The sequence below is a fragment of the Halalkalibacter akibai JCM 9157 genome (assembly GCF_000513135.1).
Classification (GTDB): domain Bacteria; phylum Bacillota; class Bacilli; order Bacillales; family Bacillaceae_D; genus Halalkalibacter; species Halalkalibacter akibai.
On sequence record NZ_BAUV01000031.1, the window covers coordinates 1 to 18,428 of the forward strand.

16 protein-coding genes and 2 pseudogenes are annotated in these 18,428 nt (G+C 39.9%); 15 read left to right on the plus strand and 3 right to left on the minus strand.

Annotated elements, in window-relative coordinates:
- The 7 genes and pseudogenes from purQ to purD form a co-directional block, all read left to right on the plus strand.
- Window positions 1-672, plus strand: a 672-nt coding sequence (purQ, locus tag JCM9157_RS15400; RefSeq protein ID WP_235715034.1) for a phosphoribosylformylglycinamidine synthase subunit PurQ, incomplete at its 5' end; no start/stop codon positions are given.
- Window positions 656-2,880: pseudogene (gene purL / locus JCM9157_RS15405) on the plus strand (phosphoribosylformylglycinamidine synthase subunit PurL). The gene purQ and the pseudogene purL, both read left to right, overlap by 17 nt.
- Window positions 2,856-4,268 (plus strand): amidophosphoribosyltransferase, encoded by a 1,413-nt coding sequence (gene purF, locus JCM9157_RS15410; RefSeq protein ID WP_035666077.1) that lies wholly within the window; start codon window positions 2,856-2,858, stop codon window positions 4,266-4,268. The pseudogene purL and the gene purF overlap by 25 nt, the downstream one beginning before the upstream one ends.
- A gap of 20 nt (window positions 4,269-4,288) precedes the next feature.
- On the plus strand, window positions 4,289-5,323 hold the full coding sequence (gene purM, locus JCM9157_RS15415; RefSeq protein ID WP_035666080.1) for a phosphoribosylformylglycinamidine cyclo-ligase: 1,035 nt from the start codon (window positions 4,289-4,291) through the stop codon (window positions 5,321-5,323).
- Window positions 5,320-5,904, plus strand: a complete 585-nt coding sequence (gene purN, locus JCM9157_RS15420; protein ID WP_035666083.1) for a phosphoribosylglycinamide formyltransferase — start codon at window positions 5,320-5,322, stop codon at window positions 5,902-5,904. Before purM ends, purN begins: the two co-directional genes overlap by 4 nt.
- A complete protein-coding gene (gene purH / locus JCM9157_RS15425; protein ID WP_035666086.1) occupies window positions 5,904-7,442 on the plus strand; it encodes a bifunctional phosphoribosylaminoimidazolecarboxamide formyltransferase/IMP cyclohydrolase in 1,539 nt (512 codons plus the stop codon). Before purN ends, purH begins: the two co-directional genes overlap by 1 nt.
- A 22-nt stretch (window positions 7,443-7,464) precedes the next feature.
- Window positions 7,465-8,735 (plus strand): annotated as a pseudogene (gene purD, locus JCM9157_RS15430) (phosphoribosylamine--glycine ligase).
- Here purD and JCM9157_RS26120 read toward each other — a convergent pair.
- Together JCM9157_RS26120 and JCM9157_RS15435 are read right to left on the minus strand one after the other, a co-directional pair.
- Window positions 8,710-8,820: an EYxxD motif small membrane protein gene (locus JCM9157_RS26120; RefSeq protein ID WP_369384762.1), complete on the minus strand. Its 111-nt coding sequence runs from the start codon at window positions 8,818-8,820 to the stop codon at window positions 8,710-8,712. The pseudogene purD and the gene JCM9157_RS26120 overlap by 26 nt on opposite strands.
- Before the next feature lie 93 nt (window positions 8,821-8,913).
- Complete coding sequence (locus tag JCM9157_RS15435; protein ID WP_035666089.1) at window positions 8,914-9,183, minus strand: YgaP family membrane protein; 270 nt, start codon at window positions 9,181-9,183, stop codon at window positions 8,914-8,916.
- A 135-nt stretch (window positions 9,184-9,318) separates the two neighbouring features.
- Here JCM9157_RS15435 and JCM9157_RS15440 point away from each other — a divergent pair, with 135 nt between their 5' ends.
- The 4 genes from JCM9157_RS15440 to ade all read left to right on the plus strand — a co-directional run bounded on the left by JCM9157_RS15440 (window position 9,319) and on the right by ade (window position 14,642).
- Entirely contained in the window at window positions 9,319-11,061 is a 1,743-nt protein-coding gene (locus JCM9157_RS15440; protein ID WP_035666092.1) for an adenine deaminase C-terminal domain-containing protein, read from the plus strand.
- 56 nt (window positions 11,062-11,117) lie between these two features.
- Window positions 11,118-12,140 (plus strand): DUF3048 domain-containing protein, encoded by a 1,023-nt coding sequence (locus tag JCM9157_RS15445; RefSeq protein WP_035666093.1) that lies wholly within the window; start codon window positions 11,118-11,120, stop codon window positions 12,138-12,140.
- A gap of 54 nt (window positions 12,141-12,194) precedes the next feature.
- Entirely contained in the window at window positions 12,195-12,506 is a 312-nt protein-coding gene (locus JCM9157_RS15450) for a YerC/YecD family TrpR-related protein (RefSeq protein WP_035666096.1), read from the plus strand.
- A gap of 399 nt (window positions 12,507-12,905) precedes the next feature.
- Complete coding sequence (ade, locus tag JCM9157_RS15455; RefSeq protein WP_235715035.1) at window positions 12,906-14,642, plus strand: adenine deaminase; 1,737 nt, start codon at window positions 12,906-12,908, stop codon at window positions 14,640-14,642.
- A gap of 46 nt (window positions 14,643-14,688) precedes the next feature.
- On the opposite strand, the gene JCM9157_RS15460 is transcribed toward ade, so the two are convergent.
- A complete protein-coding gene (locus JCM9157_RS15460; protein WP_035666102.1) occupies window positions 14,689-15,912 on the minus strand; it encodes a PucR family transcriptional regulator in 1,224 nt (407 codons plus the stop codon).
- A 127-nt stretch (window positions 15,913-16,039) separates the two neighbouring features.
- Between JCM9157_RS15460 and JCM9157_RS15465 the strand changes: the two genes are divergently transcribed.
- From JCM9157_RS15465 to JCM9157_RS15480, 4 genes are read left to right on the plus strand one after another with little or no spacing between them, the layout of a single operon-like run.
- Entirely contained in the window at window positions 16,040-16,573 is a 534-nt protein-coding gene (locus tag JCM9157_RS15465) for a helix-turn-helix domain-containing protein (protein ID WP_035666105.1), read from the plus strand.
- 14 nt (window positions 16,574-16,587) lie between these two features.
- Window positions 16,588-17,529: an alpha/beta hydrolase family protein gene (locus JCM9157_RS15470; RefSeq protein ID WP_035666107.1), complete on the plus strand. Its 942-nt coding sequence runs from the start codon at window positions 16,588-16,590 to the stop codon at window positions 17,527-17,529.
- Window positions 17,522-17,728: a hypothetical protein gene (locus tag JCM9157_RS15475; protein ID WP_035666109.1), complete on the plus strand. Its 207-nt coding sequence runs from the start codon at window positions 17,522-17,524 to the stop codon at window positions 17,726-17,728. The genes JCM9157_RS15470 and JCM9157_RS15475 overlap by 8 nt, the downstream gene beginning before the upstream one ends.
- Complete coding sequence (locus JCM9157_RS15480) at window positions 17,709-18,023, plus strand: YbjQ family protein (protein WP_035666111.1); 315 nt, start codon at window positions 17,709-17,711, stop codon at window positions 18,021-18,023. The genes JCM9157_RS15475 and JCM9157_RS15480 overlap by 20 nt, the downstream gene beginning before the upstream one ends.
- Window positions 18,024-18,428 lie beyond the last annotated feature (405 nt).

The following is an 18,428-nucleotide window of genomic DNA, read 5'->3' on the forward strand; positions in this document are numbered from 1 at the left end:
TTAATTGTCTTTCCAGGTTCAAACTGTGATTCAGACATGTTTTTTGCGATAAAAGACGCTTTAGGTGAAGAAGTGGAATATGTACGTCACGACGAGGCTTCATTAGAAGGCTTTGATGGTGTTCTTTTACCTGGTGGATTCTCTTACGGAGATTACTTACGTTCAGGGGCAATTGCTTGTTTCTCTCCTATTATGGAGGCAGTTAAGCAGTTTGCTACAGAGGGGAAACCTGTTCTCGGAGTTTGTAATGGTTTTCAAATGTTACTTGAATTAGGTTTACTTCCGGGAGCGATGAAGCGTAACGATGGATTAAAGTTCATTTGCCGTCCTGTTGAGTTAAAAGTAGAAAACAATGAAACGATGTTTACATCTGGATATACAAAAGGTGAGATCATTTCAGTGCCAGTTGCTCATGGTGAAGGAAACTATGAGTGTGACGAAGATACACTGGCACAGTTAAAAGCAAACAATCAAGTAGTATTCCGTTATGCACAAGCTATTAACGGATCAAAAGAGGATATAGCAGGAATTACGAATGAGCGCGGAAATGTATTAGGTATGATGCCGCATCCAGAGCGTGCTGTAGAAACGTTACTTGGAAGCGAAGATGGTTTACGTTTATTTCAATCGATCGTAAGAAATTGGAGGGAATCTCATGTCACTACTTCTTGAACCAACAGCTGAGCGAGTGAAAGAGGAAAAATTATATCGCGAAATGGGTCTTACAGATGACGAGTTTGCTATGATTGAGGGGATTCTTGGCAGAACTCCAAACTGGACAGAAACAGGTCTTTTCTCTGTTATGTGGTCAGAGCATTGTAGTTATAAAAATTCTAAAGTTCTATTAAAGAAGTTCCCAACAGAGGGAGAGCGTGTTTTACAAGGACCAGGTGAAGGCGCTGGAATTATTGATATTGGCGATCAACAAGCAGTTGTGTTTAAAGTTGAAAGTCATAATCACCCTTCGGCAATTGAGCCTTACCAGGGCGCTGCAACAGGTGTTGGCGGAATTTTACGTGATGTTTTCTCGATGGGAGCTCGTCCAATTTCGTTACTAAATTCACTGCGTTTTGGAGAATTAACGTCTCCGCGTGTTCGTTATTTATTTGAAGAAGTGGTAGCAGGTATTGCTGGTTACGGAAACTGCATGGGAGTACCAACAGTTGGGGGAGAAATTCAATTTGATCCTTGTTACGAAGGCAATCCGTTAGTTAATGCAATGTGTGTCGGTCTTATTGATCATAAAGATATTCAAAAAGGTCAGGCAAAGGGTGTTGGAAATACCGTTATGTACGTAGGTGCTAGCACGGGCCGCGATGGTATTCACGGAGCGACATTTGCATCTGAGGAGCTTGGTGAAGATTCTGATGAGAAGCGTCCTGCTGTTCAAGTAGGAGATCCTTTCATGGAGAAGCTTTTACTAGAGGCTTGTTTAGAGTTAATTCAAAATGATGCACTTGTTGGAATTCAAGACATGGGAGCAGCTGGTCTGACTTCTTCATCAGCTGAGATGGCAAGTAAAGCCGGATCAGGTATTGAAATGAACCTTGATTTAATTCCGCAACGTGAAAAAGGCATGACAGCTTATGAGATGATGCTTTCTGAATCTCAAGAGCGTATGTTAATCGTTGTTAAAAAAGGCCGTGAGCAAGAAATTAAAGAAATTTTTGATCGTTGGGGATTGTTATCTGCTGAAGTAGGTCATGTAACAGATGACAAACGCCTTCGTTTGCTTCATAAGGGCGAAGTGGTAGCAGACCTTCCTGTAGATGCGTTAGCTGAAGAAGCACCAGTTTATCATAAGCCTTCTAAAGTTCCTGCTTACTATGAAAAATTCCAACAACAAGAAGAGAAAACTCCTGTTGTAGAAGATTATAAAGAAACATTATTAAAACTATTAGCTCAGCCTACGATTGCAAGTAAGGAATGGGTTTACGATCAATATGATTATATGGTTCAAACGAATACAGTTGTAGAGCCGGGTTCTGATGCTGCAGTCGTGCGTATTCGTGGTACTAGAAAAGCACTAGCGATGACAACAGATTGTAACTCTCGCTATCTATATTTAGATCCAGAAGTAGGCGGACAGATTGCTGTTGCTGAAGCAGCTCGTAACGTAGTTTGCTCTGGTGGAGTACCACTTGGTTTAACAGATGGTTTGAACTACGGTAGTCCTGATAAACCAGAAATCTTCTGGCAATTAGAGAAATCAACAGATGGTATGAGTGAAGCATGTCGAGTGTTAGAGACACCTGTTATTGGTGGGAACGTATCTCTTTACAATGAAACGGCAGGCGTAGCGATTTACCCAACTCCTGTAATTGGGATGGTTGGTTTAATCGAAGATGTTGACCATATTACAACACAATCTTTCAAAAATGCTGGAGACGTTATTTATTTAATCGGTGAAACGAAACCAGAATTTGGTGGAAGTGAATTACAAAAGCTTGTTGAAGGAGATATTTCGGGTAAAGCTCCAACTTTAGATCTTGAGCTTGAGAAAAGACTTCAAAAACAACTATTAACAGCGATTCGTTCAGGTCTTGTTACATCAGCTCATGATGTAGCGGAAGGTGGAGTGAGTGTGGCTCTTGCTGAATGTATGACAACTGGTGAAGTAGGAGCTAGTGTAACATTAACTGGTGAAACAACAGCGGCTTTATTTGCTGAATCACAAACTCGTTTTGTTGTAACAGTGCCTGCTGAAAAAGCAGAGCAGTTCGAGCAATTAGTTTCAGCTACGAAAATTGGAGAAGTGACAAGTCAGAAGTCTCTTCAAATAAAAAATGATGAACAACAAGTGATCCTTGAAACTTCACAGGATGAAATTGTTTCGGCTTGGAAAGGAGCATCCCATGTTTGCTGAAATCAAAGGCCTAAATGAAGAATGTGGTGTGTTTGCCATCTGGGGACATAAAGATGCAGCGCACTTGACTTACTACGGTCTTCATAGTTTACAGCATCGCGGACAAGAAGGTGCTGGAATTGTTGTAACAGACGGTGAACAATTGAAAGTTCATAAAGGTTTAGGACTTGTTAATGACGTTTTTAGCCCTGGTGATTTTGAGCAGTTAAGCGGACACGGTGCCATTGGACATGTCCGCTATGCGACTGCTGGAGGAGGGGGATTTGCCAATGTGCAACCCCTTCTTTTCCGCTCGCAAACAGGGAGTCTAGCAATTGCTCATAATGGTAATTTAGTAAATGCCAATAGCATGAAACATCAGTTAGAAAGTCAAGGGAGTATTTTCCAATCTACATCAGATACTGAAGTGGTTGCCCATCTTATTAAACGAAGTGGTTATAGCAAACTTGAAGAGCAACTGCGCAATGCTCTTGAGATGCTAAAAGGAGCTTATGCCTTTGCTGTTCTAAATGAAAAGCAATTAATGGTTGCATTAGATCCTAATGGTCTTCGTCCACTTTCAATTGGCCGTCTTGGTGATGCTTACGTTGTAGCTTCTGAGACTTGTGCCTTTGATTTAATAGGGGCTAAGTATGAACGTGAAGTGGAACCAGGCGAATTAATTATTATTGATGATGAAGGTTTACGTTCTACAAGATTTTCTGGTACGGCGACTAGAGCTATTTGTAGTATGGAATATGTTTATTTTGCACGCCCAGATAGCAATGTCGATGAAATCAATGTTCATACGTCTAGAAAAAGTTTAGGAAAACAACTAGCGATTGAAGCCCCAGTAGAAGCGGATGTTGTAACGGGTGTGCCAGATTCTTCTATCTCAGCAGCGATCGGGTACGCTGAACAAACAGGTATTCCGTATGAGCTAGGAATGATTAAAAATCGGTATGTTGGGCGGACGTTTATCCAACCATCCCAAGAATTACGTGAGCAAGGCGTGAAGATGAAGCTCTCAGCAGTTCGTGGGGTTGTTGAAGGAAAACGTGTTGTCATGATTGATGATTCAATCGTACGAGGTACGACAAGTAGACGAATTGTCAATATGTTAAGAGAAGCAGGAGCAAAAGAGGTTCATGTTCGAATCAGTTCACCTCCTATTAAACATCCTTGTTTTTATGGAATTGACACTTCAAATTCCGGAGAATTAATTGCTGCTAATCATTCTCTAGAGGAAATGCGTGAGATGATGGGAGCAGATACGCTAGAATTTCTTTCACCAGAAGGATTGAAAAAAGGTATTGGTCGCCCTGATACAACGCCAAATTGTGGACAATGTTTAGCTTGTTTTACCGGGGAATATCCAACTGAAATTTATCCAGATACGTTACATCCATACGCAAAGGTTTAGAGGAGAAGGGAGCAAGAAGAATGTCAGAAGCTTATAAAAAAGCAGGTGTCAGTCTTGAAGCAGGATACGAGGCTGTTGAGCGAATGAAAAGTCATGTTGAAAGAACCAAACGCTCAGGTGTAATGGGTTCTCTTGGCGGTTTTGGTGGAATGTTCGATTTATCGACCTTGAACCTAAAAGAGCCAGTACTCGTTTCAGGAACTGATGGAGTAGGGACAAAGCTTATGCTTGCCTTTATGCTAGATAAGCACGATACAATCGGTGTCGATGCTGTTGCGATGTGCGTAAATGATATCGTTGTTCAAGGTGCAGAGCCACTTTATTTCCTTGATTATATTGCTTGTGGAAAAGCTGTTCCAGAACGCCTTGAAGCAATTGTAAAAGGAGTAGCAGACGGTTGCGAACAAGCTGGCTGTGCATTAGTTGGTGGAGAAACAGCCGAAATGCCTGGTATGTATAGTGAAGATGAATACGATTTAGCTGGATTTTCTGTTGGAGCGGTTGAAAAGCAAAACCTGGTAAATGGAGAAAACATTCAGCCTGGAGATGTAGTCATCGGTCTTACTTCTAGTGGACTTCACAGTAATGGTTTTTCTTTAGTTCGCAAAATTTTCCTTCATGACCACTCTTTCTCCTTAGATGATCATGTAGAAGAGTTGGGTAAAACACTTGGTGAAGAATTAATTACACCAACGAAGATTTATGTGAAGCCGTTACTTGCTGTCTTAAAAGAGCAAACGGTGCGTGGCATGGCTCATATTACAGGTGGAGGTTTTTATGAGAACATCCCACGTATGTTGCCTGCTGGAGTGGAAGTGAGCATTGAAAATGGATCTTGGCCAGTTCCTCCCATTTTCTCTTTACTGCAAAAATACGGAGAACTTACGGATAAAGAACTTTTTTCAACGTTTAACATGGGTATCGGAATGGTAGTTGTCGTTCCTGAAGCAGAAAAAGAAGATGTTCTGCGTGTCTTAAAAGAACATGGTGAATCGGCTTATGTAATTGGTCGTGTTCAAGAAGGTACGGGTGTAACAATCGGAGGCATTGAATAATGAGAATAGCCATTTTTGCTTCAGGAAGTGGTACCAATGCAGAAGCAATTATGAATGCAGCTAAGACGGAAAACCTTAAAGCTGAGGTTGCTCTTATTGTCACAGATAAACCAAAAGCAAAAGTGGTTGAGAGAGCAAGTAGGCATAACGTTCCTATCTTGATCTGTGACCCAAAACAATTTGAAACAAAAGCTGCTTATGAACAAGAGATTGTAAATGAATTACAAAAAAATGAAATCTCATTTATTGCGTTAGCGGGCTATATGCGTTTAATCGGGCCAACTTTGCTCAACGCTTTCCGAGGAAGGATTGTTAATATACATCCTTCCTTGCTTCCTTCTTTTCCTGGTCTTGATGCAATTGGCCAAGCCTTTCAAGCGAAAGTGAAAATAACTGGTGTAACGATTCATTATGTGGATGAAGGAATGGATACTGGATTAATTATTACCCAAGAGGCTGTCCGAATAGAAGTTGAGGATACAGTTGATACACTTCAAAAGAAAATCCAAAAAGTGGAGCATCAGCTGTACCCAAGTACATTACAAACAATCATTGAAGAGATAGGAAGGTTGAATAAGTAATGAGTAAAAGAAGAGCATTAGTGAGTGTGTCTGATAAAACAGGAATCGTGGAATTCGTTCAAGAGCTTGTGAATCAAGGATTTGAGGTTGTTTCAACGGGTGGAACGAAAAACGCATTATTACAAGCAGGGGTGCCGGTTATTGGGATCTCTGAAGTAACAGGTTTCCCAGAGATTTTAGATGGCCGAGTAAAAACGTTACATCCAAATATACATAGCGGGTTGCTTGCGATGAGAGAGCGCGAGGAACATCAACAACAGCTAAGAGAGCACAACATCTCTCCAATTGATTTAGTTGTCGTGAATCTGTATCCATTTAAAGAAACGATTGCGAAGCCTAACTGTACGTTTGAAGATGCTATTGAAAACATTGATATCGGTGGACCTAGTATGCTTCGTGCAGCAGCGAAAAACCATCAGCATGTAACGGTTGTCGTTGATCCTACTGATTATCAAACGGTTTTAGAAGAATTAGCGAATGGACAAGCTGTATCGATTGAAACGAAACGTCGTTTAGCTGCTAAAGTATTTAGACATACAGCTGCTTATGATGCTTTAATCGCTGAATATTTAACAGCTGCAGTAGGAGAAGAAGAACCAGAAACATTTACAGTTACCTATGAGCGTAAGCAAGGACTACGTTATGGAGAAAATCCACACCAAAAAGCTACTTTCTATAAAAAGCCATTAGCTGATCAAGGTTCAATTGCAAGTGCTACTCAACTACACGGTAAAGAACTTTCATATAACAATATTCATGATGCGGACGCAGCACTTGCTATTGTAAAAGAATTTTCAGAGCCAGCTGTTGTAGCGGTGAAACACATGAATCCTTGTGGAGTGGGAACTGGTACGACTGTTGGTGAAGCGTATGGTCGTGCATATGAAGCCGATCCTGTTTCTATTTTTGGTGGAATTGTTGCAGCGAATCGTGAAATTGACAAAGCGACAGCTGAAAAAATGAAAGATATTTTCTTAGAAATTATTATCGCCCCTTCTTTTTCACAAGAAGCGTTAGATGTTTTAACAACAAAGAAAAATTTACGACTATTAACTGTAGATACGAACAAAAAAGATCAACCAGAAGCAATGTTAACTTCTATTCACGGTGGTTTACTCGTTCAAGATGAAGATCATTTTGGTTTAGATGATGCAACTGTTTCTATTCCGACCAAAAGAGAGCCGACTGAAGCTGAGTGGGAAGCTCTTAAGCTTGCTTGGAAAGTAGTTAAGCACGTTAAATCAAACGCAATTGTGCTAACAAACGGTCAAATGACAGTTGGAGTCGGTGCTGGTCAAATGAACAGAGTTGGAGCAGCTGATATTGCAATTAGTCAAGCGAGTGAAAGAATAGAAGGCGCAGTTATGGGATCAGATGCTTTCTTCCCAATGGGAGATACGGTTGAACTTGCAGGAAAAGCTGGTGTTACTGCGATTATTCAACCTGGTGGCTCCATCCGTGACGAGGAATCCATTGAAATGGCCAATAAATGCGGGATTGCTATGGTTATGACAGGAGTCAGACACTTTAAACATTAATTGGATGAAGGGAGAATGACCGATGAAAGTTCTTATTATTGGTAGTGGTGGTCGTGAGCATGCAATGGCTTGGAAGATCGCTCAAAGCGAAAAAGTGGAACATGTTTTCGTTGCACCAGGTAACGACGGAATGACGGACGTAGCAACGTTAGTCGACATCAAGGAAACAAACTATGATGAGCTTGTTGCTTTTGCTAAAAAAGAAGAGATTGGTTTAACGGTCGTTGGTCCTGAGGTACCTTTACTTGGTGGAGTAGTGGATCGTTTCCAAGCAGAAGGACTTCGTATTTTTGGACCTAAGCAAAATGCGGCTATGCTTGAAGGTAGTAAATCTTTCGCCAAGTCAATCATGAAGAAATACGATATTCCTACAGGAAGCTATGAAACGTTTTCTGACTATGAAAAAGCGGTTGCTTATGTGAAAGAGCAAGGCGCTCCAATCGTTATTAAAGCTGACGGTTTGGCGGCAGGAAAAGGTGTAGTTGTAGCCATGACTGAAAATGAGGCTATCAACGCATTATCTTCGATGTTAAATGATCAAGCTTTTGGAAAGGCTAGCGAGCAGGTAGTTATTGAAGAATATCTTGAAGGAGAAGAGCTTTCTTTAATGGCTTTTGTTCACAATGATATCGTTCTACCAATGGTGGGTGCCAGGATCACAAGAGAGCTTTAGATGGTGATCAGGGACCAAACACTGGTGGAATGGGAGCTTACTCACCTGTTCCTCAATTTTCAGAAGCTGATGTAGCAGAAGCGGTCAAAAAAGTATTACAACCGACGGCTAATGCATTAATTAAAGAAGGAACACCATTTACTGGAATTTTATATGCTGGATTAATGATGACCTCTCAAGGGCCGAAAGTGATTGAGTTCAATACTCGTTTTGGTGATCCTGAGACACAGGTTGTTCTTCCAAGGCTTAAATCAGATTTGGTTGACGTATATACAGCGTTATTAGATGGTAAAATTCCTGAACTAGAATGGTATGAGGAAGAAGTAGTGGGCATTGTCGTAGCAAGTGAAGGATACCCAGGTGCTTATGAGAAAGGAACCGTCATAAACGGTCTTGATCGATTAGCAGATGATATTCTTGTATTTCATGCGGGAACTAAAAAGGTCAATGATCATTGGACGACAAACGGAGGACGTGTTCTCTTACTTGCAACGAAAAAAAGCTCACTTCTTGAGGCACAAAAACGTGTCTACAGCGAGCTAGACAAAGTAAGTAAGAATGGGTTGTATTACCGTACAGATATAGCAAACAAAGCTATCTCGCGCGTTTCTTTTTCATAAAAAAGAAAATAATAGCAATGATACTGCCTATAACCATAGCGTAAATAAAAAGGCTATCTGTTGCAAATTCTTGAATGTTAAACATGTACTCAACTCCTTACTAGCTTTAGGTTAATTCAATAAGCAGGATAAACCGTATAAGTTCACAAGGACTTATACGGTTTATTCATGTTACAAGTTAACTGAACAAGTCTTGTTGTTCATGTTGTTGTGTTTGATTTTGATTTTGTGTATGTTGCTGCATGTCGACCATCTTTTGTTCTGCTATATAGGTAAGCGGGCAGAAACGAGTGATTCCTTCTGCAACTTTCATACCACCGCACATAGCATAAAAAAGAGACATGCCTTCGTTTGGTTTTCGAACAAGCTTAGCGGTAGAACAAGCTAAAATCGTGAAACCCATTGAGATACGACATAAAGCATCAACTCGACCGATATTTGGTTTCATAATTGATCCACCTTTCACATGTTTGTCAATATTCCAATAAATGTTGTTAAAAGATTTCACATAACTAGTGAATTTTTTAACAATTCTGTGTTACGATTAGAAAAATAGGAATTGACAGAAATGGGTGATGACAGGATGACAGAGAGACTTTACCGCTGGACAAAACAACGATTACGACAGCAACTAGCTGTAGTACAAGGAGATCAGGCTCCATCACTTGTCCTCAAACAAGCTAATTACTTAAACTTTGCTCGGCGTAAATGGCTTAAGGCAAACATATGGATTGCAGGAGATCGCATTGTCTACGTTGGAAACGAAATGCCAGCCAACTTAACTGATACAGAAATTGTTGATTGTGAAAATAAACGAGTTGTACCAGGATATATTGAGCACCACGCTCACCCGTTTCAACTTTATAATCCCCATAGCTTTGGGAAGTATGCGTCATCGCGAGGAACAACAACTCTCATAAATGACAATATGATGTTCTTTTTGCATCTCGAAAAAAAGAAAGCGCTTACTTTGATTGAAGCACTTGATGAACTCCCAACTTCTATGTACTGGTGGGCACGCTATGATGCGCAAACAGAGTTAAGAGACGAGGAACCTTTATCAAATTCAAAGATGAAGGAATGGCTTGAGCATCCTTTAGTCGTTCAAGGAGGAGAGTTAACTTCTTGGCCAAAGGTATTAAATGGCGATGATTCCACCTTACACTGGATGCAAGAAACAACCAGGCTTCGCAAACCTATTGAAGGACATTTACCTGGTGCATCTGAGAAAACTCTTGCACAAATGGCCCTTCTTGGGGTGACTTGTGATCATGAGGCAATGACTGGAGAAGAAGCAGTACGCCGGTTAGATCTCGGCTATACCACGTCACTACGGCACTCGTCTATACGCCCTGATTTACCTAGGCTCTTAAAGGAAATGCAGGAACTCGGCGTTGATTATTTTGAAAGATGTTTAATGACAACAGATGGTTCTCCTCCTTCATTTTATGAAAATGGAGTTATGGACCATTTAATTAAGATTGCTTTAGAAAGTGGAGTTGATTCGATTGATGCTTACGCAATGGCTAGTTATAATGCAGCTAAGTATTACCACTTGGATCATAAGCTTGGAATGATTGCTCCTGGGCGAATTGCTCATATAAATATACTTGATGATGTATCAAACCCAAAACCTCGTTCTGTTATTGCAAAAGGCCAGTGGGTGGTTAAAGAAGGTATGTATTGTTGCGATTCTATGGAGTCTTTCCCTTGGGAAAAATTTGGGGTAAAACCATTTGAACTAAATTGGGATTTAACTGAGGATGATCTTCACTTTTCGATGCCAATGGGAATTGAAATGACAAACGCAGTAATTTTAAAACCTTACCAAGTATCAGTCGAGGGAACAACCGGTGTGTTAAGTTGTGATCATGATGAGAGCTTTTTTGTTATGATTGATAAAAATGGTAAATGGCATATCTCAACTATGATTAAAGGATTTGCTACACATGTCTCAGGTTTTGCAAGTTCATTCTCCAATACAGGAGACATTATTTTAATTGGGAAAAATGTAGCCGATATGGTTGCTGCCTTCCGTGCACTAAAAGAACAAGGTGGAGGCATGGCGTTAGTAGAGAACGGAGAAGTTATAGGTCGTATCGAATTAGAACTAATGGGCATTCTCTCGAACAAGACGATGGAAGGGGTTATGGAAGACGAAAAAAATATGGTGAAGTTGCTAAGAGATCGTGGGTATAAATATGAAGATCCCATTTACAGCCTTCTTTTCTTTTCAGCTACACATCTTCCTTATATTCGCGTAACTCAACGAGGAATTTATGATGTTAAGAAGAAAACTGTACTCTTTCCAGCGATAATGCGTTAAACTAGGAGAGAATACGTAATCGCTTTAATGTGTTAATTTGAAAAAGGTTGTGTACTATGAAGAAGAGTTGGATGATGTTTATAATAACAGCTTTCCTTATTGGGGGCTGTTCAAATAGTGAAGAGCAAGTTTTGGAACAAGAAGATTCTGAACCAGTCGAAGAGGAAGAGATTATTGAAGTTCCTACAGCTTTCTATCCATTTACTGGTTTAGCTACTGATGAAGAAGAAGTCAATCACCGGGTGATCGGGGTTACCATTAATAATCATCCGGCTGCAAGACCTCAATCGGGGTTGAGTGATGCTGATGTTGTATATGAGATCTTATCTGAGTATGAAGTTACTCGTTTGGTGGCTCTTTTTCATAGCCAACTACCAGAGAGAGTGGGTCCTGTTCGCAGTGCGAGACCTTATCATATTGATTTAGTAAATGGATATGAAGGAATACTCGTCCATCATGGTGGAAGTCCAGAAGCTAGAGAAAGAGTTGCCAGAGGAGAAATTAATTCCTTGGATGGGATGGTTTATGACGGCTCGTTGTTCAAACGATCGTCGGAAAGAAAAGCCCCACATAACTCTTATATCACAACAGAAAATATAATCGAAGGAATTACCTCTCTTCATTATGAAACTGTAGCGGACGTTCAACCCTTGCCTTTTTCTCAAGACGGAGAACTGAATGTGGAAGGGTTGGAAGCCAAAGATATAGAAATCAACTACTATAATATTAACCGTGTGCGCTATCAGTTCGATGAGCAATCAGGTATGTACCATAGATTTAATGGAGACGATCAAACGATTGATTATGAGACGAATCAGCCGGTTGAACTTTCTAATTTATTTGTAGTTGAAACAGCACATCAAGTTTTAGATGATAAAGGTAGACGAGCAATTGATTTAACTTCCGGTGGTCGAGCGATCCTGTTTATGAATGGAATAGCTAGTGAAATCAACTGGGAAAACCGCGATGGACAAATTGTACCAGTTAAAGATGGTGAATTAGTTTTATTAAAGCCAGGTCAAACCTGGATTAATGTTGTTCCAACAACTCCAGGTATGGAAGAAACAGTCACTTACTAAGGGGCAATGGATAAAGGGTGGATTTGGTTGTCCCCCTAGAAAGGTGTGAAACAGATGCAAATAGATAAATTACGTGGAAAAGAACTTGATCAATTATTTAAAGCCATTTTGTCATTAAAAGATCTTGAAGAATGCTATGAGTTTTTTGATGATCTTTGTACGATTAATGAAATTCAATCGTTAGCTCAGCGTTTAGAAGTAGCGAGAATGCTTCAAAATGGGTTTACGTATCATAAAATTGAGACAGAAACTGGTGCAAGTACTGCAACAATCTCACGCGTGAAGCGTTGCTTAAATTACGGAAATGACGGTTACAAGATGACGTTAGACCGTGTTAAAGAGGAAGAAATAAAAGTAGAAGAGTAACTCGCAGGGGGATCTGCGGGTTTTTTTTATTGGGTTGTTGGGTCGAAGGGTGATGAGGAGCGAAGGTGTTCTTATGATGAGGACTCAGAAGACCTTATCTGCACGAAAAAAGGTGTTTTACCAGATTAGGCGGACTCAGGTGACCTTATTAAGCAAAATAGCTCATGTTTTTCAAGGGATTTACTGATATAAGGTCACTGGTGTCCGTTTGGACGTGAAAATTGGCTTTATCTCTACGAATAACGACCTCTGTGTCCCCTTAACTAACTTGCCAACAAACCATCTCCGCAATTTTCTCGACATGCATGATTTGAGATTTGTAAGATAACCTATCCGATGACGTGTAATTTTTCCTCATTCATACTACAATAGATGAAATATAAAAAACGGGGTGGTAGGGTGACAAAGGAACAGCTAAGAAACAGACTGGCTGCAGCGACTAAGAGAAAAAAAGCTGAATTGGTTATTAAAAATGCGCAAATTGTGGATGTGTTCACACTTACGACGTACTCAGCAGATGTTGCCGTTACAGATGGCATGATCGTAGGGATTGGAGAATACGAAGCGGAGGCGGAACTGGATGCAAAGGGAGCTTATTTGGCTCCTACGTTTATTGATGGGCATGTCCATATTGAATCAGCGATGGTACCACCTGAAGAATTTGCAAAGGTCGTTGTGCCGCGAGGGGTGACGACAGTATTTGCTGACCCGCATGAGATTGCTAATGTCGGAGGGATTGATGCGGTTACTTATATGATTGATGCCTCAAAAGAACTACCTCTTGATGTGAAAATCATGGTACCTTCAAGCGTTCCAGCAACGAACTTTGAGCATAATGGAGCGGAATTAACAGCGGAGGACATTGAGGTATTATTTGATCAGCATAAGGCACATGGGTTGGCTGAGGTAATGGATTATCCTGCTGTTTTTGCAAGAGAAGAGAAGATGGTTTCAAAACTCCTGGCAGCAATTGAGCGAGAAAAGATTATAGACGGGCATGCTGCAGGACTTGATGAAACAGGATTAAACGCATACCGAGTAGCTGGCATACGTAACGATCACGAAGCCATTACAGGTGAAGAGGCTCTTGCCCGGATTCGTAGAGGCATGTATGTGTTAATGCGTGAGGGAACTGCTGCCAAGGATATTGAAGCATTGTTACCGATCTTGACAACTGAGAATGCGAGACGTTGTGTGTTTGCGACTGACGATAAGCACCTTGACGATCTTATTAACGAAGGTTCCATAGATGCTAGCATTCGTAAAGCGATTAAATTGGGTGTTAATCCACTACAAGCCATTCAAATGGCGAGTTTAAATGCAGCTGAATGTTTTGGTATCCAGGATAAGGGGGCGATCGCTCCTGGTTATGAGGCGAGCTTTGTTTTAATCACCGATCTAGAACAACTTAAAATTGAAGCTGTTTATATTAAAGGGAAGAAGGTGGCTGAAAAAGGAAAGATGATCGAGCCAATACGAGCGGCTGTCACTCCACCAGCCTCCCTTCTTCAAAGTGTAAGGCTCGCTCCATTAACGAATGAAAGTTTACAATTGCCCTTAACGACAAATAAGGCATACGTAATTGGGGTGAAACCAGGTTCAATTGTCACCCAAAAGTTAGAAGAGGAAATAGAGACTAATGAAGGCTTGTTTTCTCCTTCAGTTTCTAGAAACCAATTGAAATTGGTTGTAGCTGAAAGACATCATAACCTGGGGCATATTGGGGTAGGGATTGTAAAAGGAATCCCAATCACTGAAGGGGCAATCGTGGCCACTGTTGCCCATGATTCTCATAATATCGTCGCTTGCGGGTGTGATGATCATAGTATTAAAAAGGCAATTGAACATGTAGCATCACTCGAAGGCGGGATAGCCGTAGTTAAAGGTGAAACCATTCTTGCTGATCTTCCGTTACCATTGGCAGGATTAATGTCCCTTCAGCCATATGAGAGGATTAACGACTCTTTAAAGCAACTCGAATTGGCCCTTAAAGAAATTGGTTTTACAGAAGAATGGAATCCATTTTTGACACTGTCTTTCTTGGCTTTACCAGTGATTCCATCTTTAAAGTTGACTGATACCGGTTTATTTGATGTAGAACAATTTAAGCACATTTCTGTAGAAGTAATCGAATAAAAAAGAAAGAGCATTTCCCCTCACATAGTGAAGAAAATGCTCTTTGTTATTCTCGGTTTCTAATGGAGTGAAGAGTAATGTCTAAATAAAGACCTATTCGTTGAGCGGGATCTTTGAGTTGGACATTCGTAATTTCTTGAATACGTTTCAATCTATAACTAAGCGTATTTACATGAACATGAAGAGCTTTCGCCACTTCGTTCATGTTTCCGTCAAAATGAAGGATGGTTTCTAACGTTTGATAAAGAGAAGTGGAGTGTTGTTTATCATAAAGTGTAATCTGGTCTAGAACTGGGTTCGTCGGTAAGGTTCCTTCATGCTGAAGTAAAATATCCAAATGACGATAAATACCCAATTCATGAAAGAAAAAGCTGGATTTCCTTACTGCTAGGTGTTTTTGTTTAATATGAACCACTTTCTGTGCTTCGCGATAGCTATTTGTAAGAAACGAGAAGTCTTGATATAAATAACCACAGCCAATATTCATACTTGTTACGTTAAAACGGTCTTTCATCTGTACTTGTAATGTTTCCATAAAATAGATGAGATCTGCTTGTGGGTCTGCATCACCAGACGGACTAACGAGACAAATAATTTGATCCTCATCAATTGTATGAATGAGTAATGTGACCTTACTTGTCGTTTTACTTATGTACATCATATTTCGGTAGAGTTCATCTGACATGTCAGGAAAATGAAAGATCATAATGGCTAAGGAAGAAGCGCGAATACCAGCTTTATCTAACATGTTTACCGTATGTTCATGTGTGGTCGTATCGCCTGTGATAATTTGCCAAAGCAATTCTTGGTGATTTTTTTCGCGACGCTTTTTTAAGAGATTGAGTTGAAGTAATAAATTTTTTGCTTTACTTGCTGCATATTGCAACAGCTGCTTCTCATCTTGAGTTAGTTTATTGTCTACTTCAATGACCCAAATATAACCAAGCACTTCATTGTTTTTTCGAATAGAAACGGCTACCCTATTACGTAGACCCATTTCAGTGATACTCTGAATATCTAAGGGTTCATTACTTGAATTTAGAGCAGGAATGACCCCATCTTTCCAAAAACGATTCACCACTTTTTCAGGAACTCTTCTGCCGATGATTGTTGAAATTCGAGTGGCATCTGTCGTATCATCATGAGAACTGTAGGCAAGTAATTGATGATTGGCATCTTCAAGTGTAACCGGACAATGGAGGACATCACTAACAGTGTCAACGAAGTCTTCCAAAGAATCGAAAACACGGTCAAATTTATTCATATCCATATGCAAACTCCTATATTTTGACTAAAGTTAAGTTAACTATAGCACAAATTATTAAGATAAAACTTGCAAAAAAAGTAAATAACTATTATTATCATTATAGATAATGATAATAATGAAAGGATCGATTATGAATTCTAACAAAGCAGATTTGATTTTACATCCGGTTCGAATGAAGATTATTCAAACATTGCTTTCGTATGAGAGTATGACGGTTCAACAACTGTTAGAAAAACTTGACGATGTAGCTCAAGCAACTATGTACCGTCATTTGAAACAATTACTAGACGCTGATTTAATTGAAGTTATTGCTACGAATAAAGTAAGAGGCACGATTGAAAAAACCTATGCAGTTAAAAAGGCTAATATCATCTTATCTGAGACGGATTTAAAGGATACAACATCAGAGGAACATATCAGGTATTTCATGGCGTATCAAGCGAATTTGTTAAAAGAGTTTGAAAGGTACGTTACTCATCATCAAACTGAAGACTTTAAGGAAGATGGTTTAGGATATAGACAGATGACCTTACAATTATCAAAAGTCGAGATGGACCAACTTGGTATGGAACTAGCTGAACTTTTGCAAAAGTATGTCAATCATAAGCCTGACAAAGAACGCAGTGCAAGAACATTTTCGATGATATTCATCCCGCAAAAATAAACGGAGGGATTCCTGTGAGAGAAAAAGAAATTCAGTTTGGTACGGCACCTAAAATTTTCGGTACAATTATGTACCCTTCGCTCGCTGATGAAAAGAAACCCGCTATCTTACTTATCCCTGGTTCGGGGCCAATAGACCGTAATGGCAATGGTAAAAAGAAAAATCAAAAGTTGAATGTCTATAACCAGCTTGCTCATTTTCTAACTGAAAATGGATTTATTACGCTTCGATTTGATAAAAGAGGAACTGGAAAAAGCAATGCTTCGTTTATTGAAGCTGGATTTTGGGATTTAGTTGCTGACGGAAGAGCTGCTGTTGACGTATTAAAGCAGCAACAAGAAGTTGACTCAAATAAGATCTTTATTTTAGGTCATAGTGAAGGCTGTATGCTCGCTCCAGAAATAGCAAAAGGAAACGATATAGCAGGATTAATTCTGGTAGCTGGTGCTGCGCAGTCGATGCATGAAGCCATGATTTTTCAAAGAGAGCAGTCCGTTAAAGAGCTCCAAAATATAAAAGGGTTTAAAGGGAAGTTAATCTCTTTACTCAAAGTTCCGCAAAAAGCAGCAAAACAAGGACAGAAATTTGATGAAAAAGTCCTAAAGTCAGAAAAAGATGTTATAAGGTACCAAGGCATTAAAATCAATGCTAAATGGTTTAGAGAACATTTTCAGTATAACGTAAAAAGTGGATTAGAGGATGTTGAATGCCCGATTTTAGCTATAACTGGTTCAAGAGATGTTCAAGCACAGCCAGAAAAAGTTTTTGAAATAGCTCAATATACAAATGTAGAAACAGATGCCGTTATTGTTGAAGGTATGAATCATATGCTGAGAGACCAGGAAGAAGATTTGGGCATACTACAAATTAAAAGGGTATATAAAGATGTTGGGAATCAGCCTCTATCAAAAGAGTTACTAGACTCATTAAAGAAATGGTTAACTCAACATGTATGAGGGTTTAAAGCTTTTTTTGGTCGTTTTAGTCGTTTTGTTTCAGCTGACAGGAATTGCATTGCTGTTTTTTGATTGGCAATGGGCGATCATAGCTTTTGTTTTATATGGTATAACGGTTGTCATTTTAATTACAGTTTATATTGTGGAACGTAGGAAAGAAAAAAAGGAGGAAATAGATTATGATGATTGTGACTACTGATCAAGTGGCGGGATCTGAAATCACTGAAGTGAAAGGATATGTTAAAGGTAGTACGATTCAAACCAAACATATAGGTCGTGATATTACCGCAGGGTTAAAAGGGCTCGTTGGTGGAGAAATAAAAGGCTATAACGAGATGATGACAGAAGCACGTAAATTAGCTGTTCATCGTATGGTTCAAGAAGCAGAAGCTAAAGGGGCAAATGCGATCGTAGGGATGAGAATGCAAACCTCAACGGTTATGTCGAACGCGGCCGAGATTATCGCATACGGGACTGCAGTTATTATAAAGTAAGAAGTATTCTTAATTGTAGCATAGGAATAGGGATATTTTCTCTTAGTGAAATGGAGCGGAAGTCACTCGACTCCTGCGGGATATAGAGGAAGGCCACTGAAAAAGGTGTGTTTTTCACCTTTTCAGTGGTCTCTAAGCAATGAGCGAAACCGTTGCTATCTTTTAAAGCCTGCTATGAGTGGGTTTCTCATAGCAGGCGCGCAACGTGTGAAGCCATTGCTGCTTCCTTGAATCTGCTAAAAAGCACTTTTTCAGTGCCCTCATATAGAGGAAGCTCGGCACCTCCCCGCGGAAAGCGAGTGGCTGTAGCGCATTGGAACGGACGCATCATTTTTCTCCTAAACGATATAAAAGCATATGCGAAAACAACCTTAAGGTAAATACTGAGATAGGGTGATCTCCAAA